The organism is Pseudomonas sp. LB3P14 (assembly GCF_054898045.1).
Genome location: NZ_CM142714.1, coordinates 1,810,760 through 1,836,993, shown reverse-complemented (window position 1 = coordinate 1,836,993; position 26,234 = coordinate 1,810,760). Strand labels below are relative to the sequence as shown.

17 protein-coding genes are annotated in these 26,234 nt (G+C 59.4%); 14 read left to right on the top strand and 3 right to left on the bottom strand.

Annotation, left to right across the window (positions count from 1 at the left end):
* The first annotated feature begins 15 nt into the window (after positions 1 to 15).
* On the top strand, positions 16 to 1,416 hold the full coding sequence (locus ACYZT5_RS08490) for an aminotransferase-like domain-containing protein (RefSeq protein ID WP_462050687.1): 1,401 nt from the start codon (positions 16 to 18) through the stop codon (positions 1,414 to 1,416).
* 109 nt (positions 1,417 to 1,525) lie between these two features.
* Entirely contained in the window at positions 1,526 to 3,172 is a 1,647-nt protein-coding gene (gene pgm, locus ACYZT5_RS08485; protein WP_462050686.1) for a phosphoglucomutase (alpha-D-glucose-1,6-bisphosphate-dependent), read from the top strand.
* A gap of 199 nt (positions 3,173 to 3,371) precedes the next feature.
* On the opposite strand, the gene ACYZT5_RS08480 is transcribed toward pgm, so the two are convergent.
* The gene (locus tag ACYZT5_RS08480) at positions 3,372 to 4,067 is read right to left on the bottom strand and encodes a pirin family protein (RefSeq protein WP_462050685.1); all 696 of its coding nucleotides are present in this window, start codon (positions 4,065 to 4,067) and stop codon (positions 3,372 to 3,374) included.
* Between the two features lie 279 nt (positions 4,068 to 4,346).
* Here ACYZT5_RS08480 and ACYZT5_RS08475 point away from each other — a divergent pair, with 279 nt between their 5' ends.
* Positions 4,347 to 6,821, top strand: a complete 2,475-nt coding sequence (locus ACYZT5_RS08475) for a UvrD-helicase domain-containing protein (protein WP_462050683.1) — start codon at positions 4,347 to 4,349, stop codon at positions 6,819 to 6,821.
* 63 nt (positions 6,822 to 6,884) lie between these two features.
* Here ACYZT5_RS08475 and ACYZT5_RS08470 read toward each other — a convergent pair whose 3' ends face one another.
* Positions 6,885 to 7,157 (bottom strand): DUF1652 domain-containing protein, encoded by a 273-nt coding sequence (locus ACYZT5_RS08470; RefSeq protein WP_033054957.1) that lies wholly within the window; start codon positions 7,155 to 7,157, stop codon positions 6,885 to 6,887.
* A gap of 264 nt (positions 7,158 to 7,421) precedes the next feature.
* On the opposite strand from ACYZT5_RS08470, the gene ACYZT5_RS08465 reads away from it, so the two are divergent.
* From ACYZT5_RS08465 to ACYZT5_RS08415, 11 genes are all read left to right on the top strand, one after another.
* Complete coding sequence (locus ACYZT5_RS08465) at positions 7,422 to 8,237, top strand: helix-turn-helix domain-containing protein (RefSeq protein WP_462050682.1); 816 nt, start codon at positions 7,422 to 7,424, stop codon at positions 8,235 to 8,237.
* 50 nt (positions 8,238 to 8,287) lie between these two features.
* Entirely contained in the window at positions 8,288 to 9,691 is a 1,404-nt protein-coding gene (locus tag ACYZT5_RS08460; protein WP_462050681.1) for an NAD(P)/FAD-dependent oxidoreductase, read from the top strand.
* Between the two features lie 93 nt (positions 9,692 to 9,784).
* Positions 9,785 to 10,870: a polyamine ABC transporter substrate-binding protein gene (locus ACYZT5_RS08455; RefSeq protein ID WP_462050680.1), complete on the top strand. Its 1,086-nt coding sequence runs from the start codon at positions 9,785 to 9,787 to the stop codon at positions 10,868 to 10,870.
* 408 nt (positions 10,871 to 11,278) lie between these two features.
* Positions 11,279 to 12,736 (top strand): serralysin family metalloprotease, encoded by a 1,458-nt coding sequence (locus tag ACYZT5_RS08450; RefSeq protein WP_462050679.1) that lies wholly within the window; start codon positions 11,279 to 11,281, stop codon positions 12,734 to 12,736.
* Between the two features lie 68 nt (positions 12,737 to 12,804).
* Positions 12,805 to 13,227: an AprI/Inh family metalloprotease inhibitor gene (locus ACYZT5_RS08445; RefSeq protein ID WP_462050678.1), complete on the top strand. Its 423-nt coding sequence runs from the start codon at positions 12,805 to 12,807 to the stop codon at positions 13,225 to 13,227.
* A gap of 146 nt (positions 13,228 to 13,373) precedes the next feature.
* Positions 13,374 to 15,149, top strand: coding sequence for a type I secretion system permease/ATPase (locus ACYZT5_RS08440; protein WP_462050677.1), 1,776 nt, complete (start codon positions 13,374 to 13,376; stop codon positions 15,147 to 15,149).
* Complete coding sequence (locus tag ACYZT5_RS08435; RefSeq protein WP_462050675.1) at positions 15,146 to 16,480, top strand: HlyD family type I secretion periplasmic adaptor subunit; 1,335 nt, start codon at positions 15,146 to 15,148, stop codon at positions 16,478 to 16,480. Before ACYZT5_RS08440 ends, ACYZT5_RS08435 begins: the two co-directional genes overlap by 4 nt.
* A 2-nt stretch (positions 16,481 to 16,482) precedes the next feature.
* A complete protein-coding gene (locus tag ACYZT5_RS08430; protein WP_462050674.1) occupies positions 16,483 to 17,847 on the top strand; it encodes a TolC family outer membrane protein in 1,365 nt (454 codons plus the stop codon).
* Positions 17,848 to 17,884: 37 nt separating this feature from the next.
* Positions 17,885 to 20,842, top strand: coding sequence for an autotransporter serine peptidase EprS (gene eprS, locus ACYZT5_RS08425; RefSeq protein WP_462050673.1), 2,958 nt, complete (start codon positions 17,885 to 17,887; stop codon positions 20,840 to 20,842).
* 52 nt (positions 20,843 to 20,894) lie between these two features.
* Positions 20,895 to 23,942, top strand: a complete 3,048-nt coding sequence (locus ACYZT5_RS08420) for an autotransporter domain-containing protein (RefSeq protein ID WP_462050672.1) — start codon at positions 20,895 to 20,897, stop codon at positions 23,940 to 23,942.
* Between the two features lie 85 nt (positions 23,943 to 24,027).
* Entirely contained in the window at positions 24,028 to 25,884 is a 1,857-nt protein-coding gene (locus ACYZT5_RS08415) for a polyurethane esterase (RefSeq protein WP_462050671.1), read from the top strand.
* Between the two features lie 91 nt (positions 25,885 to 25,975).
* Here the strand turns inward: ACYZT5_RS08415 and ACYZT5_RS08410 are convergent, their stop codons facing one another.
* Positions 25,976 to 26,200, bottom strand: coding sequence for a YgdI/YgdR family lipoprotein (locus ACYZT5_RS08410; RefSeq protein ID WP_462050670.1), 225 nt, complete (start codon positions 26,198 to 26,200; stop codon positions 25,976 to 25,978).
* Positions 26,201 to 26,234 lie beyond the last annotated feature (34 nt).

Below are 26,234 nucleotides of genomic sequence, written 5' to 3'. Positions count from 1 at the left end.
ATTCGGCCCTCGCCCATGAAAGGGCCACGAGAAACCGACTTCGCGTATCAGGCGGTGTACCGATACCTGACCAATCTTATCAATGAGCCGGTGGGTGACACACGCATCCGTCTGCCTTCGTTACGACAGTTGGCGGACCGCCTGAGTGTGTCGATCTCGACCATTCAGTACGCTTATTCGCTGCTGGAGAAGGAAGGGCGCGTTTATTCGGTCGCCAAGTCCGGCTATTACGCATTACCGGTGTCCTCCATCAGCGTACTCAGCAGCGGCAATGACCTACTTGAAACCGTCTATGTCAACGCCAGACGCCCAGGAATGCTGGTCTTGAGCGCCGATGAGCCGGCGCTGTTACAACCGCTCGACAGCCCGCTGTTGCTGCTGGAGCGAGAACTGCTGCGCCAGTATCCGCGTCAACCGCAACCGTCATCGCAACCGTGTGGCGAGCTGGAGCTGCGCATCGCCCTGGCGGCGCGCTACACCACCTCGCCGCTGCGCTGCTGGCACGCCGACGATGTCTATATTGGCGCCGACCTGCGCGGCGTGCTGGAAATGCTGATCGCTGTGTTGAGTCTCAAGGACGCCACGGTGCTGGTCGAGTCGCCGTGCGACTGGGCGATTCTGCGGTTGCTCCAGGCGGCGCAGGTGCGGTTGATCGAGCTACCGGTGCAATCCAGCGGCGGCCTGGACGTCGAATGGCTCAAGGAGTTGCTGGAGACCGAGCCGGTGCGGCTGGTGATGGTTTCATCCGGGCTGAACATGCCGCGAGGCAGCCTGGCGCCCAAGGACAACCGACAAGCTGTTGCGCAATTGCTGGAGCGACATGGCAGCTGGGTGTTGGAAAACGACTGCTACGGCGAACTCGGATTCGAACCGGACAGCCAGCGGTTCCGCGACCTGCTGGACCCCGATCGGCTGATCGTGTTTTCCACGTTCGAGAAAATCATCGGGCCCGAGGCGCCATACGGCTATCTGCTTTCGCGGCATTTCAGTGCTGAACTGCAACGGCACTTTCTACTGCGTTCGTTCCGCTTGTCACCGATTCGCCAGAAAGCCATTGCTCGCTTGTACAGCAACGGGCGTGTCGATCAGCACCTTCTGGTATTGCGGCGGATGCTCAAGGATCGCAAGGCGCAGATGACTCAGCTGTTACAGGAGCGTCTGGGCGATGCCTTGCGCTTCGTCGAGCCTCAGGGTGGCGCAACCATCTGGGCCCGTTCGCTGCGCCGGGTCGATGTACGGCGGGTGTTCCATCGCTTGCTTAAGCACCAGGTGGTGATCGCACCGGGAGAGCTGTTCAGTCTCCAGGGTTTGCACGCGCAACACTTGCGCCTCAGTCACACCTTCGGCGGCGACCACGACCTGGCCGCGGCACTGGGCCTGTTAGGGGATGCCTTACGTCTGGAGTCGATCGACTGAAAGGGACCATAAGCATCCTTGGCACTCGTGGATCGATCCCATCGCGCTGCGGTCAAACTGCCAGTAAACTGCGTCCTATTCCTGAACCACTCTATTTCAGAGGTTTTGCATGACACTCAGTCATTTTGCGGGCAAACCGGCACCGGTAGAACTGTTGGTCGACATTCCGCGACTGGTAACGGCCTATTACACCGGCCAGCCCGATGCCGCCATCTCGACCCAGCGCGTTGCCTTTGGCACGTCCGGGCACCGTGGCAGCTCGTTCGACTTGAGTTTCAACGAATGGCACGTCTTGGCGATCAGCCAGGCGATCTGCCTGTACCGCGAAGCCCAAGGCATTGACGGCCCGCTGTTCGTCGGCATCGACACCCACGCGCTGTCCACCCCGGCCGGCACCAGCGCCCTTGAAGTGCTGGCCGCCAACGGCGTGACGGTGATGATCGCCGAAGGTGACGAATACACCCCGACACCGGCCATTTCCCATGCGATTCTCTGCTACAACCGCGGACGCACTTCGGGCCTGGCGGACGGCATCGTCATCACGCCATCGCACAACCCGCCGCAAAGCGGTGGCTACAAATACAACCCTACCAACGGTGGCCCGGCCGATACTCACATCACCAAGTGGATCGAAGCCAAGGCCAACGAACTGCTGGGCAACAAGCTCGCCGGCGTCAAGCGCATCAGCTATGAGCAGGCGCTGAAGGCCAGCACGACCCATCGTCACGATTACCTCAATACCTATGTCGCCGACCTGATCAACGTGATCGACTTCGACGCTATCCGCGATGCCAAGCTGCATCTGGGTGTTGATCCGCTGGGTGGAGCAGGCGTGCGCTATTGGTCAGCGATCGCCGAGCATTACCGTCTGGATCTGGAAGTGGTCAACAAACAGGTCGATCCGACCTTCCGCTTCATGACGGTCGACTGGGACGGCCAAATCCGCATGGACCCATCGTCCAGCCACGCGATGCAGGGCCTGATCGGTCTGAAAGAGCGTTTCGACGTAGCGTTTGCCTGCGACCCGGATCACGATCGCCATGGCATTGTGACGCCGTCCGGTGGATTGCTCGCGCCGAACAGCTACCTCGCGGTATCGATCGACTACCTGTTCCAGAACCGTCCGCAGTGGCGCGCCGATGCCGCCGTGGGTAAAACCGTGGTCAGTAGTGGCTTGATCGATCGCGTTGCAAAACGTCTGGGTCGTCGCCTGTACGAAGTGCCGGTCGGCTTCAAGTGGTTTGCTGACGGCCTGTTCGACGGCTCTTTGGGTTTTGGCGGCGAAGAAAGTGCCGGTGCTTCGTTCCTGCGCAAGGATGGCGGCGTCTGGTGCACCGACAAGGACGGCTTGATCCCGGCACTGCTGGCAGCAGAAATGACCGCCCGTACCGGCCGTGACCCAAGTCAGGCCTATCGCGCCTTGACCGATGAACTGGGCGAACCGTTCTCGGTACGGGTCGATGCCAAGGCCAACCCTGAGCAGAAGGCACTGCTGAGCAAATTGTCGCCGGACCAGGTCACTTCGACCCAACTGGCGGGCGAAGCGATCCAGAGCATCCTCAGCCACGCACCGGGTAACGACCAGGCGATCGGGGGTCTGAAAGTCATGACCGAGAATGGCTGGTTCGCGGCACGTCCGTCGGGCACTGAAGACATCTACAAGATCTACGCTGAAAGCTTCGTCAGTGACGAACACCTCAAGCAATTGGTGGCTGAGGCGCAAACCCTTGTGGATAGCGCTATTTCTTCGAAGTGAATAAGGGCCTCTTCGCGGGCAAGCCTCGCTCCTACAATATCGAGGTGATAGCGATGTCGCGTTCGACATAACCCGTGTAGGAGCGAGCCATGCGGCGACCCGACTTGCCCGCGAAGGCGTCAATACCGTCACTGAGATTTCAGCCAAAAAAAGGGGCGGCCATGACGGTCGCCCCTTTTTTTGCCCTGCGTTTACCCGATCAAGCCAGGTCCACCAGGACGATTTCACTGTCTTCGATGGCGGTCACCCGCAACACCTGCTCATCGGCAACGGCGACACCGTCTCGAGCTTGTGCACGCAAGCCATTGACTTCAATGACGCCGGTGGCCGGAACCAGATAGGCGCGACGGCCATTGTCCAGACGATACTCGGCGGATTCACCGGCCTTCAGGTTCGCCGCCACCAGTCGCGCATCGGCTCGAATCCGCAGGCTTTGATCGTCGCCGGCCTTGCCGCTGGCGAGGGTCACGAAACCTTCGCGCTGGCCTTTGGGAAAAGGCTTGGCGCCCCAGGACGGTGCCAAACCGGTTTCGTTCGGGATGATCCAGATCTGGAAGATCCTGGTCTCGCTCGCTTCCAGGTTGTATTCACTGTGGGCGATCCCGGTGCCGGCGCTCATGACCTGAACGTCGCCTGCTTCGGTGCGGCCCTTGTTGCCCAGGTTATCTTCGTGAGTGATTGCGCCTTCACGCACATAAGTGATGATTTCCATGTCCCGGTGAGGGTGTTTAGGGAATCCGGTGCCAGAGGCAATCACGTCGTCGTTCCACACCCGCAGGTTGCCCCAGTTCATGCGTTTTGGGTCATGGTACTCGGCGAACGAAAAGTGGTGATGAGCATCCAACCAGCCATGGTGGGCGCCGCCCAGGGAGTTGAAGGGTCTGAGTTCAAGCATGATCGTCTCCTGAAAAGGTTCGTCATGGGGCAGAGTGCCTGAGCCACGAAACGAGAACCGGTGGTTGATGGCGAGCATCATCTATCAAGTACTAATCGATAAAAAGCGTAAAAAATGCCTCAATACAATCGAATAAACTGATATCAAATAACCTCGAAAGATTCTCACCAAACCTTCACTTCATCGCATAAGCCAATGACCTGTAAGCATTTCACTAGAACTGAACGGCAAATGCAGACACCATAGCCCCGACAGCCTCACACCCTGGAGTCAGCCCGCGTGCCGCAACACACCCCCGATCTTCCTCCCGAACTTCGTCCTCTTGCCGAGATGCCACTGCTCAAGCGTCTGGCCGCCGGTTTTTTTGGCCACGGCCTGACGCGTCTGCGCGCACAGCACCGTGCGTCCTGGCTGCACGGCCAGGCGGATGGCTTTCGCAGCGGTCACAGCGCCGGTGTGGATTATGGCTATAAAGAAGGCAAGCTCGAAGGGTTGGAAGAAGGCCGCCAGGTGTTGCTCATCCGCGACTCGCGCTGCACCGAGCACCGCCCGCCCAACGTTGACGACCATCTGTTCGAGGATTGGCGTTTGCCGTTGAGCGCTGAGTTGAAGAAGCGCATGAAGACTGATGTCGCTCGACTACTGCCACCACACGCCCAGCCCAGTGCCGCGCAATGGAAAATGATTTTCAGCGACACGCCCTCGACCTCGGTGATTGCCGGCGCGGGGGCGGGCAAGTCGACCACGTTGGTGTTGCGGATTTTGCTGCTGACCCATTATCTGGGGTTCGAGCTGAGTTCGATGACTGTGGTGACCTTTACCCGCGAATCGCGCAAAGACTTCATCAACAAACTGATCGAGCTGTTTGCACTCTGGGGCCGAGCGCTCAGTTTCAAAGAGGCGCGTGATCTGGTGCGTACCTTTCATTCGCGAATCCTGCCGATGGTTCGCAGCCTGCCGGGCTTCGAGCGACTGCAAGCCTTCGAAAACCTCAGCAACCGTCCGCAGAACGGCGATGAGGAGGTTGACAGCAATCCTTTCGACTTGCGCATCAACGACGCCCAGCGCCAACAACTCAACGCTTGCTATCACAGCCTGCACACTCGCAATGAGCGCTTCCGCGAATTGATCAAACCATTGTCCCGTCACGCGCTGCAGCTCAAGGAGCTGGAGCGTGATCACCCAGACGTGCAGAAGCGCATGGCCGTGACCGAACTGGCCGCCAAGCGTGATGAAGAGCTCTGCGATGCTGTTGAAGATCTGTGGTTTCGCGCGGGGGCCTGGCCAATCAAAGGCATCGAGCCGAATCGCCAGACGTTCGATATCAACGGCTCAACGTTTCATTGTCATGGCTATATTCCGAGCCTCGACGCTTGGGTGGTGCTGGGGTTCGATCCTCGGGAAAACCCGCAGGTCAGCCGCCCGAATGCCAAACTGACCGTCCGGGCAGAATGGGCGGTAAAGCGCACCCTGTTTCAAGCTTTCTGTCGTAAGCCATTGATATGGATAGATAGTTACGAATCATCAAAGCGTGTACTGGCATCTCTTGCCGGTGATGCCAGTGCTGGTCCGGGCTTCGATTACAAGGTCAAGGGTGAGCTCGGTTCTGCGCCGTTGCTGGACTGTTTTGTCGCAGCGGCGGGGTTTATCGAGAACCTCGGCCTGGATGTGCTCAATGCCGTGAGCCAGATGAGTTTTGCCAAGGACGACCCGGATCGGTTTTTCTTCGAAGCCTTGAGTCTGTACTGGCGAGCACTGGAAGATCATCTGCTCGATCAGAAGCCACCGGTGATGACCTACAACCGGATGTTCGCCTTGTTCAGCGAACATTCTCCGGAAAACCTGAAACTGCTGAGCGATGAGTTGCTCAGGCCAATGTCGCATTTGATGATCGACGAATTTCAGGACGTATCACCGCAGATCGTTTCCTGGATCCGCGCGAGCCTGAGCGAAATCCGCAGTCGCGGGCCGGCCATGCACGTGGGGCGCGGCGCACAGCGTTCATCATTGCTCTGTGTGGGTGATGACTGGCAGTCCATCTATGGCTGGCGGGGCAGTTCGCCGACGTATTTCATGGAATTCAACAAGGAATTCCCTTCACCGAGCACGACCAAAGTCATGCTCAGTGACAACTACCGCAGTCACCAGCACATCATCGATGCCGCCGAACATATCGTTCGTGCGGCGCCAGCGATCGCTGGCAAGAAGGCCAGGGCCAGCGGCGAGCCGAAGGCGTTGCTGCCGGTGAACGTTCTCGATCGCGACGATCAAGGCATGGCCCAGCGCCTGATGGAGCACTACAGAAAGGGCGATTCAATCTTGATGCTTTATCGAAAAAGTAGCGATAAGTCATTGATAGAAGAGCATATTAAATCTGTAGTTAATGTAGATTCTAGCTTGCCGTACGAAGCGCGGCGGCTGAAGCAACTGACTTATCACAGCGCCAAGGGACTTCAGGCAGACGCGGTGTTCCTGCTGGGTGATTGTCAGCACCTGACCAGTTCACCTTACAAGAATCAGGTCTACCGCATGGCAGGTCTGGGCAAGGCTGGCGACAACGAAGCGTACGACAGCGCACAGAAAGACGAGATCCTGCGGCTGGCTTACGTCGGCATCACTCGGGCGGTGAGTCATTGCTACTGGTATGTCGATGGGCAAGACACCCAGGCGGCCAACATGCCTAAAGCTTCCGATCGGATTGGCAAGGGCAAGGCGTTCTTTGCCGATCACCGACAGGGCAAGATATTGGTGTGAGCCGTAAATCTTGCGCCACAAAAAAGCCCACTTAACGTGGGCTTGTTGTTGAGTGTTCTGCCTTCAGGCATAGCTCCTGAGGGCGACTGGCGGAATGAAAGCCTCAAGCTCATCTTCCACCGCTTCGATTATTCTTTCTACGTCCGCAGCATTCATTACCGTCGCGCAAGGAATACCCGCGATGGCGATCATGGTCTCGCCACTGGCACGGTCAAATAGACGGGCAATCATGCTGCCCGGCGCGTCCATGCTCGCCTCGAAACCCATGGGATGAAAATGCCAGCGCATCAGCTGGCAGGCGTTTGGAAAGGTGACTTTACTGAACCCTTTATTCATGTGTAGCCCGCCTTATTCATCGAGCGCTTCCTTTAGCTCATGTTAGGAGGGAAGAGCCTTCAATGGCTCAACCGGTGACTGCCTTTAAAAGTAGCATCCAGATGTGAAATTAATGTGGATTTTTCAGTCCGTTTAGCGATTGGTTCAGTTTTTTTGATGCAGGTCACGTGAATGGCGATTCTTAGGCGGTGGCCACCCTCGGTTGGCCATTGAAGCTGACGCAGAACTTCGGCAAGCTCGGCTTTTTTCTCGTCGAGTCCTTGTATGCACGCCGATGATGATGGTCCGCTGCAAACCCAGGCCACGGGCGACACGGTGATGCGCTATCACTTGCGCTGGAAACACCGGGATCTGGACGGGGTCATGGCGCTCTATCATCCAGAGATTCAGTACAGCGATTTTTTCCAGAACCGTGTGATGGGGCTGCAGGAATTACGTGAGTACGTGCGCAGCAGCATGCCTCGAGATCCCGATGAAGCCCTGGAGCATTCGGACCGTATTCGTTTGGACGGCAACACGGCGTTCATTCAGTACCGCATCACCCTTCGCGGCGGTGAAGGGCTGGTGTCGTTCCGGGCCAGCGAGGCGATTACCGTCCGTGACGGACTGATCTGGCGGGTCAACGAGTACGCCTCGTTGGTGCATGAACAGCCCGTCAGCAAGGCCGCCAGCAGCCAACGCCCGGCAGTCAGTCGGCTCGGGCTGTCTGCGCGCCAGCTGAGTTTCATGGCTGAAGACTTGCAGCAGTATTTTCAGCGTCAGCAGCCTTATCTCGATCCCGAACTTGACCTGCAACGGGTGGCGAAGGAGTGCGGGTACAGCCGCAATCAGATTTCCTATCTGCTGAATCAGGTGCTTGGCCAGAGCTTTTATCGATACGTCAACCAGGCGCGCCTGCAGCATTTGCTCGCGGCATTGGAGAGCGCCACGCTGCCACTGCGTATCGACGAACTGGCGTTTGCCGCCGGGTTCAATTCGCTGTCGGCGTTCTATAGCTGCTTCCGTCAGCACACCGGCCAGTCGCCCAAGGCCTACGTAAAACAAATTTCTTTGCGTGCACGCGCGCAAGACAGCCTCTAAGTCCACGCACTAGGATCGACGCCATCGAAGTTTGAGTGGCGGAGTCTTGCATGCCGGCGTGGCGCACTATCAGTTTGTGGATGGATCAACTCGACGAGCCATTATTGGCGCGTCCCTCGCTGGAACACGATCTGGATGTCGACGTCGCCATCATTGGCGCGGGGTACACCGGGCTCTGGACCGCGTACTACCTCAAACGCCTGGCTCCCGACCTGAGCATCGCCATCGTTGAAGCGCAAACCGCCGGTTTTGGCGCCTCAGGGCGTAACGGCGGCTGGCTGATGGGCAATGTGTTGGGCGATGACCGCTTGCTCGCCGACTTGCCGCCCGAACAGCGCCGGGCTTCTTTCGATTTGCTGCACGGCATCCCGGATGAAGTCGGGATTGTCCTGGAACGTGAAGGTATCGACTGCGATTACCGCAAAGGCGGGGCGTTGTATTGCGCCGCACGCTATCCGGAACAGGAAGCCAGCCTTCGGCACTCTCTCGACAAGCTCTACCGCCAGGGATTGACCGAAAGCGATTACCGTTGGCTCAGCCCCGAGCAGTTGGCGCAACAAATCAGAATCGCCAAACCTTATGGCGGTATCTATGCACCGCACGTTGCGACGATTCACCCGGCAAAGTTGGTGCGAGGTCTGGCTCGGGCGGTGGAAAAAATGGGTGTCAGGATTTACGAGAACAGCCCCGTCACTCAGTGGCAGTCGGGTGGTCTGCGCACGGCGAAAGCCTCGGTTCGCAGCCGCTGGATTGTACCGGCGGTAGAAGGTTACTCGGTCACCTTGCCACCTTTGGGGCGTTATCAGCTGCCGGTGCAAAGCTTGATAGTGGCCACCGAGCCGCTGTCCGCTGCCACGTGGGATGAAATCGGCCTGAATCGCGGCCAGGCCTTCAGCGAAAGCAGTCGCCAAGTCACTTACGGTCAGCGCACGGCTGACAACCGTTTGGTGTTCGGTGCCCGGGGCGGTTATCAGTTCGCTGGCAAGTTACGCCATGACTTTGACCTGACCACCAGCGAGGTGGAGCTGCGGCGCTATCTGTTCGGCGAGCTCTTCCCGCAACTCAAGAACGTGCGGATTACCCATGCCTGGGGCGGCAATCTGGGGATGTCCCGGCGTTTCAAGCCGCACATGCTGTGCGATCAAGCGAACGGCATTGCGATTTCCGGCGGCTATGGCGGGGAGGGCGTCGGTGCCAGCAAACTGGGCGGCCGGACCCTGGCGGACCTGATTCTGCAGCGTGACACCGAGCTGGTTCGCCAGCCGTGGGTCATCCAGGGTGGTCTCGACGCGCTCAGGGCCTGGGAGCCGGAGCCCTGTCGCTGGCTCGGTTACAACGCGATCATCCGCAGCTTCGTCCACGAAGACCAGACCCTGGCCAACCCGGCCACCGCACCCTGGCGTCGCAAACTGGCCAGCGGTATTGCCGGCTTCATGGAAGGTTTCATGCAGTAAAACGTGCGCAAGACTTACTTTTTGATTTTTTGATCCTCTGATTGCCTGCCAACTCTCCAATAAAAAGAAGACAAACTAAACAGGAATCGACTCATGATCCGAAAGACAATGACTCTGGCTCCACTGGCGCTCATCGCGTCCCTCAGCCACGCGGCCGAGACCGTCAAGATCTACAACTGGTCGGACTACATCGCCCCGGACACCACCAAAAACTTCCAGAAAGAAACCGGCATCGCGTTCAGCTACGACGTCTTCGACAGTAACGAAACCCTCGATGGCAAGTTGATGACCGGCAAATCCGGGTACGACGTGGTATTTCCGTCCAACCACTTCATGGCGCGGCAAATTCAGGGCGTAGCGCTGAAGAAACTCGACAAGAGCCAACTGCCGAACTGGAAAAACCTCAACCCGGCGCTGCTCAAAGCGTTACAGACCAACGATCCGGGCAACGAACACGGCTTCCCGTACCTCTGGGGCAGCACCGGCATCGGTTACAACATCGCCAAGGTCAAGGCGGTGTTGGGTGATAACGCGCCGGTGGATTCCTGGGACTTGATTTTCAAATCCGAGAACATGAAAAAGCTGCAGAAATGCGGCGTGGCCATCCTCGACAACGGCCCCGAACTGTTGCCGGCGGCACTGAACTACCTGGGCCTGCCGCATCACAGCAAAAACCCTGAAGACTACAAAAAAGCTGAAGCGCTGCTGATGAAAGTCCGCCCGTATGTCAGCTATTTCCACTCGTCCAAGTACACCAGCGATCTGGCCAACGGCGACATCTGCGTGGCCGTAGGCTTCTCCGGTGACATTCTGCAAGCTGAAAACCGCGCGAAAGAAGCCAGGAACGGCGTCGACATCGGCTATTCGATTCCCAGGGAAGGCGCCGCCATCTGGTTCGACATGGTGGCCATGCCGGTAGACGCCCCGGACGAAAAGGCCGGCTACGCCTTCATGAACTACCTGCTGCGCCCGGACGTCATGGCCAGCATCAGCAACTACGTGCACTACGCCAACGGTAACCAACAGGCCGACAGCTTGATCGACCCGACGATCAAGAATGACACCAAGGTTTACCCGAGCCCGGAGATGATGGGGAAATTGTTTGCGCTGGAGGCGATGCCGCTGAACATTGACCGAGTGCGCACGCGGGTCTGGAACAAGATTCGGACGGGGAGCTGAGTCAAATTGCCTTTCTGTGGTGAGGGAGCAAGCTCCCCCACCAGAATAAGTACAACTCACTGAATGTTTAATTTTATTGATATCAATGCGCTGGCACTTATAGGGCGCAAGTCGAGAAAAGTGAGAACCCTTTAACAAAAAGCAACTTACTCATATTTAATATTTAAATAGCCAATTGTCAGACAATTAGATGAAATCCTTGAGCCGCAAATAATATTTCGACAGCGCAGTCATTGTTTCCGGGCACTTGCTGGAACAACTCAATTTGACGTCAAAAAAAATGTAGACGTTTGATTTCAAATTGTGTCAGTTTTCTTTCGCCTTCATTGGGCGAGTGATAGGACGATCTCGCCAGAGATTGTCGCTATCTAAAAAAACTGTTCCATAGCTAAACAAGGAAGTGTGTTTATGTCGAAAGTAAAAAACAACGCTATTGATTCCGCCGAACAGGCGTTCCAGCCACTGCAAGCATTGGCTGCATCCAGTTCTGCGTTCAACCAGATCAATAGCTTCAGCCATCAATACGATCGGGGTGGCAACCTCACGGTCAATGGCAAACCCTCCTTCTCCGTCGACCAGGCAGCTACCCAATTGCTGCGCGATGGCGCTGCCTACCAGGACAAGGATGGCAGCGGCAAAATCGAACTCACCTACACGTTCCTGACCTCGGCGTCGTCGAGCACCATGAACAAGCACGGGATTACCGGGTTCAGCCAGTTCAGCACCCAGCAGAAAGGCCAGGCCGTGCTGGCCATGCAATCCTGGGCCGATGTGGCCAATGTCACATTCACCGATAAGGCCACGGGCGGCGACGGTCACATGACCTTCGGCAACTACAGCGGCGGCCAGGATGGCGCGGCGGCCTTCGCCTATCTGCCTGGCACGGGTGCGGGTTATGACGGCACTTCCTGGTACCTGACCAACAGCAGCTACACGCCAAACAAGACGCCGGACCTGAATAATTACGGCCGGCAGACCCTGACCCACGAAATCGGTCACACCCTGGGCCTTGCCCACCCTGGCGACTACAACGCCGGCGAGGGCGCCCCGACCTACAACGACGCGTCCTACGGGCAAGACACCCGCGGTTACAGCGTCATGAGCTACTGGAGTGAAAGCAATACCAGCCAGAACTTCAGCAAGGGCGGCGTCGAAGCCTATTCGTCCGGTCCGCTGATGGACGATATCGCGGCCATCCAGAAGCTCTACGGCGCCAACACCACCACCCGTACCGGTGACACCACTTACGGCTTCAACTCCAACGCCGGTCGCGACTTCCTGAGCGCGACTTCGTCGTCGGACAAGGTTGTGTTTTCGGTATGGGATGCGGGCGGCAAGGACACGCTGGACTTCTCCGGTTTTACCCAAAACCAGAAGATCAACCTCAACGAGGCCTCGTTCTCCGACGTTGGCGGCCTGGTGGGTAACGTGTCCATCGCCAAGGGCGTCACCGTCGAGAATGCCATCGGCGGTTCGGGCAGCGACCTGCTGATCGGCAACAGCGTGTCCAACGAACTGAAGGGCGGTACCGGCAACGACATCCTCTTCGGCGCGGGTGGCGCGGACAAACTGTGGGGTGGCGCCGGTTCGGATACCTTCGTGTTCGCCGCCAGCAGCGATTCCAAACCCGGTGCTGTCGACCAGATCCTCGATTTTGTCAGCGGCCTGGACAAGATCGACCTGACCGGCATCACCAACGGCGCAGGCCTGCACTTCGTGAACTCGTTCACCGGTGCGGCAGGCGATGCGGTGTTGACCTCTTCGGGCGGCAACAGCCTGTTGTCGGTGGACTTCTCCGGGCATGGCGTGGCTGATTTCCTGGTCAGCACCGTGGGCCAAGCGGCTTACTCCGACATCGCTGCGTGATGTGAGGTGAAAAAGGAGGGCAGCGCAGATGCGCTGCCCTCTGCCCCTTGAGATGAGTAAAGCGCCTTATGATCCCTAACGGCTTCACCAGCAGAACAAGTGCGTGGCTATTGGCGACGTTCATGATGTTTTTTGGAGATTCAGCCATGGCGAGCAGCCTGAAATTAGCAGACCCCTCGGAACTGGCCGGCAAATGGCAGCTAACCCTGAACACCAAAGATGACTCGCCAGAGTCCCAGGCGTTGCAGGACAAACCGTCAAACGTGTGCACCCTCGACCTTCAAGCGAACCAAACCCTGGGCGAGGGCGCCAAGTGCCTGAGCGCCTGGCTGGGCGAGCAAACAATCGGTTGGTTTACCGAGCCTGACGGCATCGCAATCACTGGGCCTGAAGGCTCAAAAGTGCTGTTTTTCAGTCGGCATCGTGATGGGTTTTATCAAAGCACGTTGAAATCCGGGTTGATCATTACGCTCAAGCGAGAACTGCATTAAGTCCAACGCCCGCCAATAGCGTTATAAGCCGCAGAAGCGCTTTGTCGACGACAAAGAGTTGTTATTGAAGTGTAAGCGGTACTTGCAAAAAAAGATTAAACAAACCTCGCCAGGTATGGCGAGGGATAACACCTCAGGAAGAACCCATGAAGATGGCAAAGAGCGCGGTCACCGCGCCGTTAATTAAGGCCTTGGGCGACTATAAGAGCATCCTGATTAGCGTCGGTTGTTTTACCGCACTGATTAACGTGCTGATGCTGGTTCCGTCGATTTATATGCTCCAGGTCTATGACCGCGTATTGTCGTCGCAAAACGAAACAACGCTGGCCATGTTGTCATTAATGGTGGTCGGGTTCTTTGCCTTCATTGGCTTGCTGGAGATTGTTCGCAGTTTCATTGTCATCCGCATCGGCAGCCAACTGGAGCGACGCTTCAATTTGCGGGTCTATCAGGCGGCGTTCGAGCGCAACCTGTTCAAAGGCGAAGGCAACGCCGGACAGTCGTTGGGGGACCTGACCCATATTCGGCAGTTCGTCACCGGTCCGGCATTGTTTGCCTTCTTCGATGCGCCGTGGTTCCCGGTCTATCTGTTCGTGATCTACCTGTTCAATGTCTGGCTCGGGGTGTTTGCGACGGTGGGCGCGGTGCTGTTGATTGGCCTTGCTTGCCTCAACGAGACCATGACCAAAAAGCCCTTGGGCGAAGCCGCGGGGTTTTCCCAGAAATCCAGCCAACTGGCCACCAGTCACCTGCACAACGCCGAAACCATTCAGGCCATGGGCATGCTCGGGGCGTTGCGTAAACGTTGGTTCCAGGTTCATTCACGTTTCCTCGGCCTGCAGAACCAGGCCAGCGACACCGGTGCCGTCATCAGCTCTCTGAGCAAAACCCTGCGCCTGTGCCTGCAATCGCTGGTGCTGGGTCTTGGCGCCTTGCTGGTGATCAAGGGTGATATGACGGCCGGGATGATGATCGCCGGTTCGATTCTGATGGGTCGCGTCCTGAGCCCTATCGATCAGTTGATCGCCGTGTGGAAGCAGTGGAGCGGCGCCAAACTTGCTTACCGCCGTCTCGACGCCTTGCTGCAAGCCTTTCCACCGAGTGACGAGGCCATGGCGCTGCCGGCCCCGAAAGGCCAGATCACTTTCGAGCAGGTCAGCGCCGGTCCGCCGGGGCAACGGGCAGCGACGTTGCACCTGGTCAATTTCAACCTTGGCGCAGGTGAAGTGATGGGCGTGCTCGGGGCGTCCGGTTCCGGTAAATCGACCTTGGCTCGGGTGCTGGTTGGCGTCTGGCCAACGCTTGGCGGGACGGTGCGGCTCGACGGCGCGGACATTCATCGCTGGAACCGCGACGACCTCGGCCCCTACATCGGTTATCTGCCGCAAGACATCGAACTGTTCAGTGGCAGCATCGCCGAAAACATCGCCCGGTTTCGCGAGGCGGATCCGCAAAAAGTCGTTGAAGCCGCACAACAGGCCGGCGTTCATGAACTGATCCTGCGCATGCCGCAAGGCTACGACACCGTGCTCGGCGAGGACGGCAGCGGCTTGTCCGGTGGTCAAAAACAGCGTGTGGCCCTGGCGCGCGCACTGTATGGCAATCCGTGTCTGGTGGTGCTGGATGAACCCAACTCCAACCTCGACACCGTAGGCGAATCGGCATTGGCTGGCGCGATCGCCCACATGAAAGCCCGGGGCACCAGCGTGATTCTGGTCACCCATCGCTCTTCGGCGCTGGCCCAGGCCGACAAATTGCTGGTGCTCAACGAAGGCCGTTTGCAGGCCTTCGGCCCGAGCCAGGACGTGCTCAAGGCACTCTCCGGCGCTCAGGAACAGCAGCGGGAGAAAACCGCGCAGGCACCGGGCGGGCTCAGCATGAGCCGGCAGTACCAGCCCTCGACAAGGAATTCGGGTGTATGAGTCACGACAGCGAAGCCACTATGGAACACGACTACATCGTCGAGCGGCCCGAGCGGGATGCGCGTTTCTTCGCCCGCATGGGCTGGATTCTGGCGATCGTCGGCGCCGGCAGTTTCTTCACCTGGGCCAGTCTGGCGCCGCTCGATCAAGGCATTCCGGTGCAGGGTACTGTGGTGGTCTCGGGCAAGCGCAAAGCCGTGCAATCGATGAGCAGCGGCGTGATCAGCCAGATTCTGGTGCGCGAGGGTCAAGTGGTGAAGCAGGGCCAGCCATTGTTCCAGCTCGACCAGACGCAAGTCGCCGCTGACGTACAATCCCTGCGAGCGCAATACCGCATGGCCTGGGCCAGTCTGGCGCGGTGGCAGAGTGAGCGGGACAACCTCAAGCAGGTGAGTTTCCCCACTGAACTGAGCAACGATCCCGACCCACGCCTGGCGCTGGTCCTCGAAGGCCAGCGGCAGTTGTTCAGCAGTCGCCGTGAAGCGTTTTCCCGCGAACAGGCTGCCTTGCGCGCCAGTATCGAAGGCGCCAGCGCGCAACTGGCTGGCATGCGCCGCGCCCGCACTGACCTGACTGCCCAGGCCAGCTCTCTGCAACAACAGCTGGGCAACCTTCAGCCCCTGGCGGATAACGGCTACATTCCGCGCAATCGGTTGATGGAGTACCAGCGTCAGCTGTCGCAAGTTCAGCAACAATTGGCGGAAAACACCGGCGAAAGCGGTCGGGTAGAGCAGGGCATTCTCGAATCGCGGCTGAAACTGCAGCAGCACATCGAGGAATACCAGAAAGAAGTCCGCACCCAACTGGCCGATGCGCAGTTGAAAAGCGTGACGCTGGAAGAGCAACTGACCTCCGCCGGGTTCGATCTGCAACACAGCGAGATCATCGCGACCGCCGATGGCATTGCGGTCAACCTCGGGGTTCACACCGTAGGTGCGGTGGTGCGTCAGGGCGAAACGCTGCTGGAGATCGTGCCTCAGGGGACGAGTCTGGAGGTGGAAGGGCACCTGCCGATCAACCTGGTCGACAAGGTCGGGATGCACTTGCCGGTGGACATTCTGTTCACTGCGTTCAACCAGAGCCGCACGCCGCGCGTGCCCGGCGAAGTCAGCCTGATCTCCGCCGACCAGATGATCGATGAGAAAACCGGTGCGCCGTATTACGTGCTGCGCAGCAGCGTCAGCGATCAGGCCATGGAAAAACTCAACGGCCTGGTGATCAAGCCCGGCATGCCCGCGGAAATGTTCGTGCGCACCGGTGAACGTTCACTCCTCAACTATTTGTTCAAACCGCTGCTCGACCGGGCAGGCTCCGCGTTGACCGAGGAATAAGGATGTTCCGCTGTATGAATAAACTTTCCATGCTCGCCGCGACCCTGGCGTTGCTGACCTGCAACAGTGTGCTGGCCATGGGGCCGTTCGACGTCTACGAGCAAGCGTTGCGCAACGATCCGGTGTTTCTCGGCGCCATCAAAGAACGCGATGCCGGCCTTGAAAACCGCGTCATTGGCCGCGCCGGGCTGTTACCCAGGATCGGTTACAACTACAACAAGGGGCGCAACTCCTCCAAGGCCACCTCCCTCAATGAGCGCGGGCAAAACCGTACCGATGACCGCAACTACAGCAGTTACGGCTCGACTCTGACCCTGCAACAACCGCTGCTCGACTACGAGGCTTACGCGTCGTACCGCAAAGGCGTGGCGCAATCGCTGTTTGCCGACGAAGCCTTTCGCGGCAAGAGCCAGGAATTGCTGGTTCGGGTGCTGGAGAATTACACCCAGGCACTGTTCGCTCAGGATCAGATCGACATTGCCCTGGCCAAGAAAAAAGCCTTCGAGCAGCAGTTCCAGCAGAACGAGCAGATGTTTCGTCAGGGCGAGGGCACGCGCACTGACATTCTTGAGGCCGAGTCGCGCTACGAACTAGCCACCGCCGAGGAGATCGAGGCGCGCAACGAACAGGATGCGTCCCTGCGGGAACTGGGGGCGTTGATTGGCGTGCCGGCCATCGACATCGCCGATTTGGCGCCACTGGACCCGCATTTCCAGACGTTCACCCTGCAACCGGCCAATTACGACACCTGGCACGAGATCGCGGTGGCCAACAACCCGAACCTAGCCTCCCAGCGCCAGGCGCTGGAGGTGGCGCGCTACGAGGTTGAACGCAATCGCGCCGGGCACCTGCCCAAAGTCAGCGCCTACGCCTCCGTGCGGCAGAACGAGTCGGAAAGCGGCAACACCTACAACCAACGTTACGACACCAACACCATCGGCATCGAAGTCAACGTGCCGCTGTATGCGGGCGGCGGGGTCTCGGCCTCGACTCGCCAGGCCAGTCGCGCGATGGAGCAGGCCGAATACGAACTGGACGGCAAGACCCGGGAAACGTTGATTGAACTGCGTCGTCAGTTCAGCGCCTGCCTGTCGGGCGTGAGCAAACTGCGGGCCTACCAGAAAGCCCTGGCCTCCGCCGAAGCCCTGGTGGTGTCGACCAAACAAAGCATCTTGGGTGGCGAGCGGGTGAACCTGGATGCGTTGAATGCCGAACAACAACTATTTACCACCCGCCGGGATTTGGCCCAGGCAAGGTATGACTACCTGATGGCCTGGACCAAGTTGCATTACTACGCCGGGACCTTGCGCGAGCAGGATCTGGCCAAGGTTGACGAGGCATTCGGCCAAGGCCCAAGAACGCAATAGATGCCCCCCAAAAAAACAAAAAAAGCGAGAAGTGAACATGGACGTACAGATCAAGCCGATGTCGGTCGGCACGCTATTACTCCTGGTGTCAGCAATGCCCGGCTCGGTGCAAGCCGCTTACCTGGAAACCGGCACCCTCGGTGATGCCGCCAGTTGGCGCTCGGCGGAGTTCCAGCGCGACTGGGGACTCGCCCGTATGCAAGCCGATCAAGCCTATGCCGCCGGCATCACAGGCAAAGGCGTGAAAATCGGCGAGCTCGATTCAGGCTTCGATGCTTCCCATCCCGAATTCGCCACCGACCGTTACCACGCGGTGCTGGCCAGCGGCAGTTACGTCGATGGTTCGTCGTTCAACGTCGACGGCACACTCAACCTCAACAACGATTCCCACGGCACGCACGTCGCCGGCACTATCGGTGCCTCGCGCGACGGCACTGGCATGCACGGCGTGGCCTACAACGCGCAGGTCTACGTCGGCAACACCAACAAGAACGACAGCTTCCTGTTCGGCCCCAATCCTGATCCACGCTACTTCAAAGCGGTCTATAACGCGTTGGCGGATGCCGGTGTGCGAGCGATCAACAACAGCTGGGGCAGCCAACCACCGGATGTCAGCTATCGAACTCTCGACGATCTGCACGCCGCCTACGCCCAGCACTGGAACAAAGGCACCTGGCTCGATGAGGCAGCCGACGTTTCCCGACGCGGGGTGATCAATGTGTTCAGCGCCGGCAACAGCGGTTACCCCAACGCCAGCGTGCGTTCAGCCTTGCCGTATTTTGAGCCGGACCTGGAAGGCCACTGGCTGGCGGTGTCGGGGCTGGATCAAAGTAACCAGCAGAAGTACAACCAGTGCGGGATCGCCAAGTATTGGTGCATCACCACCCCCGGCGCGAAGATCGACAGCACCATTCCCGGCGCAGGCTATGCGATCAAGTCCGGCACCTCCATGTCCGCGCCGCATGCCACCGGTGCCTTGGCGCTGGTGATGGAACGCTATCCGTACATGACCAACCAGCAGGCGCTGGAAACCCTGCTGACCACCGCTACCCAACTCGACGGCTCGATCACCGAGGCGCCGAACACCCGCGTTGGCTGGGGCGTGGCCAATCTCGAACGGGCGATGCGCGGGCCGGGGCAATTACTCGGGCGTTTCGACGCCAATCTGGGGGCAGGGCAGAGCGATGTCTGGAGCAATGACATCTCGGACAAAGCGCTGATCCAGCGTCAGAGCGAAGACGCGGCGGAGCACAGTGCGTGGCAACAGACGTTGAGGGCCAAAGGTTGGGAGAACGGTGTGCCGGTCGGTGCCAGCCAACAGGATCAGACCGACTATGCGGTGGGCATGGCACGCGATGGGGCAGCCACCACTCGGGTCTACGAAGGCAGCCTGATCAAGTCCGGTGCCGGAGGCCTGATGCTGAATGGCGACAATACCTGGCGCGGGTCGACCACGGTGAATGGCGGTCTGCTGTCGGTCAACGGTTCGCTGGCATCAAAGGTGACCGTCAATGACAGCGCCACGCTGGGTGGGTCTGGACGCGTCGGCGCACTGACCGCCAACCGCGGCGCTACGGTTGCGCCCGGCAACTCCATTGGCACCTTGCAGGTCAGCGGCGACGTCACGTTTGCGCCAGGTTCGACCTACGCGGTGGAGCTTTCGCCGACCGAGAGTGACCAGATCATCGCAGGCGGCACGGCAACGGTCAGCGGCGCGACCGTCAGCCTGTCACTGGAAAACAGCCCGACCTTGCTCAGCACTCAACAAGTGCAAAGCCTGCTCGGTCATCAGTACAACATCCTGCAAGCGGCTGGCGGCATTCAAGGTCAGTTCGGCGCCGTGCTGCCCAACTATCTGTTCATCGGTGGCAGCCTTGATTACGCCGCCACCGGCATTCAACTGAGTGTCGAGCGCAACGACACGTCCTTCGCCAGCGTCGGCCAAACGTCGAACCAGCGCTCTGTAGCCTCCGCCGTTGAAGGGCTTGGGGCGGGCAATCCGGTTTACGAAAGCCTGCTGCTGTCGCCCACCGCGACGTCCGCCCAACAGGCGTTTCAGCAGTTGTCGGGGGAAATCTATCCGGCGCTGGAGTCGGTACTGATCAGTGACAGCCGCTACCTGCGTGATGCTGTCGGCGAGCGTCTGGTTGACGCCAAAGGCGCTCAAAGCAATGGCTGGATCAAGGCGCTGGGCGCTTGGGGCAAGACTGATGAGCGCAATGACACCGCCAGTTACACCACCTCGATTGGCGGCTTGCTCGCCGGTGTCGACGGGGCGCTCGATGAGCAAACCCGGATCGGCTTGGTCACCGGTTATAGCGACAGCTCGGTAAGCATGGGCTCCGGCACCCATTCATCGGCCAAGGTCGACAGCTATCACCTGGGCGCTTATGCCGGCCGCGAGTTGGGCGCCTGGCGCCTGAGTGCCGGCGGTGCCTACAGCTGGCATCGCGCCGACGTCAAACGCGACCTGCAATACGGCGACGTCAGCGCCAAACAGAAAGCCAAGGTCGATGCCGGGACCACCCAAGTGTTCGGTGAAGCGGCGTATCGCCTGAACCTGCAACCGCTGGCGCTCGAACCCTTCGCGAATCTGGCTTACGTGCACCTCGACACCGAAGGTTTCACCGAGAAAGGTGACGCCGCCGCGCTGAAAAGCAGTGGCGACACGCGTGACGCAGTGCTCAGCACGTTGGGCGTGCGCGCGTTGAAAACCGTGAACCTGTGCGGCCAGCAACAGCTGGACCTGAGCGGTAGCCTCGGCTGGCAGCACAACCTGAGCAACACCGATTCCGAGGAACATCTGGCGTTTGCCAGCGGCAGCACAGCGTTTTCCGTGGAGAGTTCGCCAATGGTGCGTGATACGGCGTTGGTGGGCGCCCATGCCAGCCTGGCCCTGAGCCGGGACATTCGCTTGAACCTCGATTACACCGGCCAACTGGCCAGCCGCGAGAAGAGCCATGGCGTAGGGCTCAGCCTCAATTGGCAGTTTTAAGGTGCTTTCAAGGCACAGGGATTTTGGCAACACAACTAAGGACGGTAGCTGGATGAATAACAAGTACAACAACCTTGCCTTGCTCTGCGCATTGGCCACCCTCGGTACCGCGCAAGCGGCGCCCTACGTGGAAAACGGTAGAGCGGGTGATCCCAACAGTTGGCGCAGCGCTGAATTCAATGCCGATTGGGGACTGGGAGCGGTCAACGCACAAGAGGCCTACGCCGCCGGTTACACCGCTAAAGGCGTGAAACTGGGGATCTTCGACCAACCGGTCTACGCCGCGCATCCGGAGTTTTCCGGTCCCGACAAAGTGATCACTCTGGTCACCAGCGGCATTCGCGAATACACCGACCCGTACATCCCGGTCAAAGCGGGGGACGCCTTTCGCTACGACGGTTCGCCCTCGATCGGTTCCGACGGCAAGCTCGGTGCCCACGGTACCCACGTTGGCGGGATCGCTGCCGGCAGTCGAGATGGCGGCCCGATGCATGGCGTGGCATTCGGTGCACAGATCATCAGTGCGGATAACGGAGATCCGGGCCCGGAGGACGGCATCATTCGCGGCAACGACGGCGCGGTCTACAAGGCCGGTTGGGATGCCTTGATCGCCAGCGGCGCGCGGATCATCAACAACAGCTGGGGCATCGGCATCACCGATCGCTTCGACCTCGGCGGACGCAACCCGGCGTACCCGCATTTCACCGTGCAAGACGCGCAATTGCAGTTCAACGAGATCCTTCCGTTACTCGGGACCAAACCGGGCGGAGCCTACGACGGCGCCATCGCGGCGGCTCGCAGCGGTATCGTGACGATCTTCGCGGCCGGCAACGACTACAACCTCAACAACCCGGACGCCATCGCGGGCCTGGGTTATTTCGTCCCGGACATCGCGCCGAACTGGGTGACCGTGGCGGCGTTGCAGAAAAACCCGGACCTCAACAGCCCGGACCTCTACAACATCAGCACCTTCTCATCGCGCTGCGGCTACACCGCAAGCTTTTGCGTGTCCGCACCGGGCAGCAAGATCTACAGCTCGATCATCAGCGGTACCAGCGCCGGCAACCTGGCCACCGGCTACGCCAACTACAACGGCACCTCGATGGCGGCGCCGCATGTCGCCGGTTCCATGGCCGTGCTGATGGAACGCTTTCCGTACATGACCGGCGCCCAGGTCGCCAGCGTGTTACGCACCACGGCCACCGACCTCGGTGCGCCGGGTGTCGATTCGCTGTATGGCTGGGGGATGATCAACCTGCGCAAAGGCATCGATGGCCCGGCGATGTTGGTCACCGAGCAAGACATTCCCGAGGAGTTCCGCATCCAGGGGGCCTACGGTTCCAGCCAGTTTGTGGCGGACTTGCCGGGGATCGGCGCGATTATCGACGCGGGCAAACCGACCGAACGCGTGTGCAATGACGTGCATTGCGGCCTCGACACGTGGCGCAACGACATTTCCGGGCATGGCGGTTTGACCAAGCAGGGCATCGGCACGCTGGTGCTGACCGGCGCCAACACCTATGCCGGCCCGACCCTGGTCAATCAGGGTCGCTTGGCAATCAACGGCTCGTTGCTCTCCGCGGTCACCGTCAATGACAGCGGCATCCTCGGCGGTAACGGTCGTATCAGCGCGTTGACCGCTAAAAGCGGCGGCACCGTGGCGCCAGGCAATTCCATCGGCACCTTGCAGGTGGCGAGCGACGTGACCTTCGAGCCCGGTTCGACCTATGCCGTGGAATTGTCGCCAACCAGCAGCGACCAGATCGTGGCGGGCGGTAAAGCCGTGATCGACGGCGCTACCGTCACCCTGTCCCTGGAAAACAGCCCGACATTGCTGACCACCCGCGAAGTGAAATCCCTGCTCGGCCATCAATACAACATTCTGCAAGCGGCCGGCGGGATCGAAGGGCGTTTCGTCGCGGTGCTACCGGATTACCTGTTCATCGGAGGCACACTCGACTACTCGGCCAATGGCATCCAACTGGCGGTAGAACGCAACGCAGCGTCCTTCGCCAGCGTCGGCCAAACCCCGAATCAACGCGCTGTCGCCGCCGCCGCCGAGCAATTGGGCGCCGGCAATCCACTCTATGAAACCTTGCTGTTGTCGCCGACCGCGGCCGTCGCGCAACAAGCCTTCCAGCAGTTGTCCGGTGAGATTCACCCGGCGATCGGCACGTTGTTGATCAACGACAGCCGTTACCTGCGCGATGCCGTCGGCGAACGCCTGCGCGAGCGTGATCTGTTCGATGCCGCCGCACCGACCGATGACCGCAGCAACGCCTGGGTCAAAGTCCTCGGCGCCTGGGGCAAGAGCGATGGCGGGCATGACAACGCCAGTTCCACCAGCTCCATTGGCGGCTTGCTGGCCGGTGTCGACGGTCTGATCACTGAAGATACGCGGCTGGGTTTTGTGACCGGTTACAGCGACAGTTCGTTGAGCATGGGCGATGGCACGCATTCGTCAGCCTCCGTCGACAGCTACCACTTGGGCGCCTATTTGGGCCATGAAATCGATGCGCTTCGTCTGAGCGTTGGCGGCGCCTACAGCTGGCATCGCATCGACGTGAAGCGTGATCTGCAATTCGGCGACGTCAGCGGCAAACAGAAATCCAAACGCGACGCGACAACCGCACAACTGTTTACCGAAGCGGCGTATCGCCTGGACCTGCAACCGCTGGCACTGGAACCGTTCGCCAACCTGGCTTACGTGCACCTCAACAGTGACAGCTTCACCGAGAAAGGTGATGCCGCAGCGCTCAAGGGTGGCGAAGACAACCGCGACGCCGTGCTCTCGACCCTCGGGATTCGGGCGAGCAAAGCGATTGCCCTGTCGGACAAACAGCAATTGGAACTGTCCGGCACGCTGGGCTGGCAGCACAACCTGAGCAACACCCGTTCCGAAGACCACCTGGCCTTCGCCAACGGCAATACCGCGTTCAGCGTGCAGAGCGTTTCCCTGGATCGTGATGCCGCCGTCATCGGTGCGCGGGCCGGTTTGGCGGTGGCGCAGGACGTTCGTTTGAGCCTGGACTACAACGGGCTGCTTGGCTCCAACGAGAAAGACCACGGTGTGGGTCTGACGCTCGACTGGCAGTTCTGATTTAAATGCTCCGGGGCGCCTCGTGATCGGGCGTCCTGGTTGTGAGCTATCTCTGACAATTTCAACAAAGAGAGAGGCAATACCAATGGGTGTGTACGACTACAAAAACTTCGGCACAGCAGATTCCAAAGCGTTATTTACCGACGCGATGGCGATCACGCTGTATTCCTATCACAACCTCGATAACGGCTTTGCCACCGGCTACCAGCACAACGGCTTCGGCCTTGGCTTGCCGGCGACACTGATCACGGCGCTGATCGGCGGCACCGACTCCCAGGGTGTCATCCCCGGCGTTCCGTGGAATCCCGATTCGGAAAAAGCCGCACTGGACGCGGTGCAGAACGCCGGCTGGACGCCCATCACCGCCACACAACTGGGCTATGTCGGCAAGGTCGACGCACGCGGAACGTTCTTCGGTGAAAAGGACGGCTACACCAGCGCTCAGGTGGAAATCCTCGGCAAGTACGACGCGCAGGGTCATCTCAGCGAAATCGGTATCGCCTTTCGCGGCACCAGCGGCCCCCGGGAAACCCTGGTCAGTGATTCAATCGCAGACGTGATCAACGATCTGATGGCGGCGTTGGGGCCGAAGGATTACGCCAAGAACTACGTCGGCGAAGCCTTCGGCGACCTGCTCAGTGACGTTGCGGCCTTTGCCCGGGCCAATGGCCTGTCGGGCAAGGACGTGCTGGTCAGCGGCCACAGCCTCGGTGGGTTGGCGGTCAATAGCCTGGCGGATTTGAGCAACGACAAATGGGCCGGGTTCTACCAGGATTCCAACTACATCGCCTACGCCTCGCCGACCCAAAGCAGCACGGACAAAGTGCTCAATGTTGGTTACGAAAACGACCCGGTGTTCCGTGCCCTCGACGGCTCATCGTTCAACCTGTCGTCGGTGGGCGTGCACGATGTCCATCAGGACTCGGCGACCAACAACATCGTCAGTTTCAACGATCACTACGCCTCGACGGCGTGGAACGTGCTGCCGTTCTCGATCCTCAACATTCCGACCTGGATCTCGCACTTGCCGACCGCCTATGGCGACGGCATGAATCGGGTGATCGAGTCGACGTTCTACGACCTCACCAGCAAAGACTCGACGATCATCGTTGCCAACCTGTCGGACCCGACGCGCAGCAACACCTGGGTCCAGGATCTGAACCGCAACGCTGACACCCACAAGGGCAGCACCTTCATCATCGGCAGCAACGGCAACGATCTGATCCAGGGTGGCCAGGGCAACGACTACCTGGAAGGCCGCGATGGCAACGACACCTTCCGCGACGGTGGTGGCTACAACATCCTGTTGGGCGGCGCGGGGAACAACGTGCTGGACGTGCAGCAGTCGGTGAAAAACTTTGACTTTGCCAATGACGGTGCCGGCAACCTGTACCTCCGCGACGCCAAGGGTGGCATCAGCATTACCCGCGACATCGGCAGCCTCGTGACCAAGGAGCCGGGGTTCTTATGGGGGCTGCTCAAGGATGACGTAACCCACAGCGTCACTGCCGAGGGCCTTAAGACCGGCAACAACAACCTGACTCAGTACGCGTCAACGGTGAAGGGTGGCGCTGACGCCGATACGCTTAAGGCTCACGCTGGCGGCGATTGGATGTTTGGTCTGGACGGCAACGACCATTTGATCGGCGGCAAGGGTAACGATGTGTTTGTTGGCGGGGCGGGCAATGACCTGCTGGAGTCGGGAGGCGGGATCGATACCTTTTTGTTTAGCGGCGCGTTTGGTCAGGACCGGGTGGTTGGCTACCAGGCTAACGACAAACTGGTGTTTCTCGGGGTTCAAGGGGTGACGCCAAACGACGACTATCGGGCGCATGCCACGGCAGTGGGGCACGACACGGTGCTGACGTTTGGGGGGGGATCGGTGACGTTGGTCGGGGTGGGATTGGATAGTTTGTCGGGTGCGGGGATTGTTATTGCCTGAGGGTGATGTGCTGCCTTTAAGGGCCTCTTCGCGGGTAAGCCTCGCTCCTACAAGGGAGCGAGGTTTGACGCGAATAACGATGACCCGGTCCTCAGTCTTCCTGCCGAATCGTGGTCACTTCATCGGCCTTGACCTTCACTTTTGCCCCGGAAATATCTTCGAACTCAAAGAAGCCGTCCTTGGTCTTGGTTTTCGGTATGTCCTTGGTCAAATACTGGGTGCCGTTCTGCAGCGTCACAACCGTTGGCGTCGAGCAACCGGCCAGGGCCAGAAAGACCGCTACCGCCAGGGGCAAGCCCAGAGTCTTGATATTCATAACCACCTCTCATCCTTCAAAAAAACAGCGCGAC